This is a genomic window from Corynebacterium yonathiae (genome assembly GCF_027570195.1).
GTDB lineage: Bacteria > Actinomycetota > Actinomycetes > Mycobacteriales > Mycobacteriaceae > Corynebacterium > Corynebacterium yonathiae.
This window is the reverse complement of sequence record NZ_JAKMUZ010000043.1, coordinates 1-1359: the sequence shown is the minus strand read 5'-3', so window position 1 is coordinate 1359 and position 1359 is coordinate 1. Positions and strand designations below refer to the sequence as shown.

Below are 1359 nucleotides of genomic sequence, written 5' to 3'. Positions count from 1 at the left end.
GTCAAGTCCTGGGTAGTGGTGTATCTGTTTTTCGAATCTGGGGTTAGTTTCATGGCGGTGGTTTAGGGGCCATCTCGGGGATAAGGGGTGAGGGTATTCACGCGGCGATCTCCTGGTTGTTGTCGCGGTCCTCGTCGATGACCCCAGCGGCGATGATCTCTTTGGTCTGTGCCAGGCTGGTCAGTGACATATAACGCTTCTGTTGGATCCAGTCATCGTGCTGTTCGGCCAAAACCGCCCCAACAAGGCGCACAACAGCGTCTCGGTTTGGGAAGATTCCTACGACATCGGTACGCCGGCGGATCTCCCTATTGAGCCGTTCAGTGGGGTTATTCGACCAGATTTTGGTCCACACCGCTCTCGGCGCAGCGGTAAACGCCAACAGCTCGTCGAGACACTCCTCGAGGTAGGTGGCAACGTGAGGAAATTTCTGCTGGCAGAATTCAATAACCTCACGAGCTTGGGCCCACACACTAGCGGCATCGGGTTGCTGAAAGATTGTGTGAAACATCGCTGACAGAGTCGGCCATTGGGTTTTGGGAACCTGGGCCGAGAGGTTCTTCGCGAAGTGCGTTCGACACCGCTGCCAACTAGCCTGCGGCAGGCAGTCACCCACGGCTGCTTGAATACCAAGATGGGCATCACTAGTAACGAGAAATACTCCGGTCAGGCCACGGGCGATGAGGTCCCGAAAGAACCCGGTCCACGACGCGGTAGATTCCGCGGTGGCAACCTGCATGCCCAAAAGCTCTCGGTAGCCGTCAGCGTTGACACCTGTGGCCAGCAACACGCTGGTCTTTACGACACGTCCTCCTTCCCGCACCTTCATTGTCAGCGCGTCGCAGGAGACAAAGTGGTAGGGGCCTTGGTCAAGCCGGCGGGTGCGGAAGTCATCGACCATGTCATCGAGTTCTTTGGCCATCTGGCTGACCTGAGACTTCGACAAGTTGTTGATCCCAAGGGTGGCCACCAGGTCGTTCATCCTGCGAGTGGAGACTCCTTTCAGGTAACAGGTGGCGATGACTGTGGTCAGGGCACGCTCGGTGCGGCTGCGGCGCTCTAGCAGCCAGTCAGGGAAAAATGCGCCGGTGCGTAGCTTCGGGATTGCCACATCAATGCTGCCGACTCGGGTATCAAGTTGGCGATGACGGTAGCCATTACGTGTGTTGGTGCGCTCGGCTGACACGGTGGCGTAATCAGCCCCGCAGACGGTGTCTGCTTGGGCGGAAAGAATCTGGTTGATGAAGTCAGTGAGCATTTGGCGCATCAAATCTGGGGACGCTTGAGTCAGTAGCTCTTCGAGATACGCGGTCGGATCGATATGATGAGGGTCAGCGGCCATCGCAGGGTACTTCCTTT

1 protein-coding gene is annotated in these 1359 nt (G+C 57.2%); it reads right to left on the bottom strand.

What is annotated here, in order from left to right; genetic code table 11:
- Nucleotides 1-97: 97 nt before the first annotated feature.
- Nucleotides 98-1342 (bottom strand): IS256 family transposase, encoded by a 1245-nt coding sequence (locus L8V22_RS11585; protein ID WP_049377104.1) that lies wholly within the window; start codon nucleotides 1340-1342, stop codon nucleotides 98-100.
- Nucleotides 1343-1359 lie beyond the last annotated feature (17 nt).

Bases quoted from the DNA above. Each gene is read 5' to 3' on its own strand.
- L8V22_RS11585 (WP_049377104.1), bottom strand. From the start codon at position 1,342: ATGGCCGCTGACCCTCATCATATCGATCCGACCGCGTATCTCGAAGAG.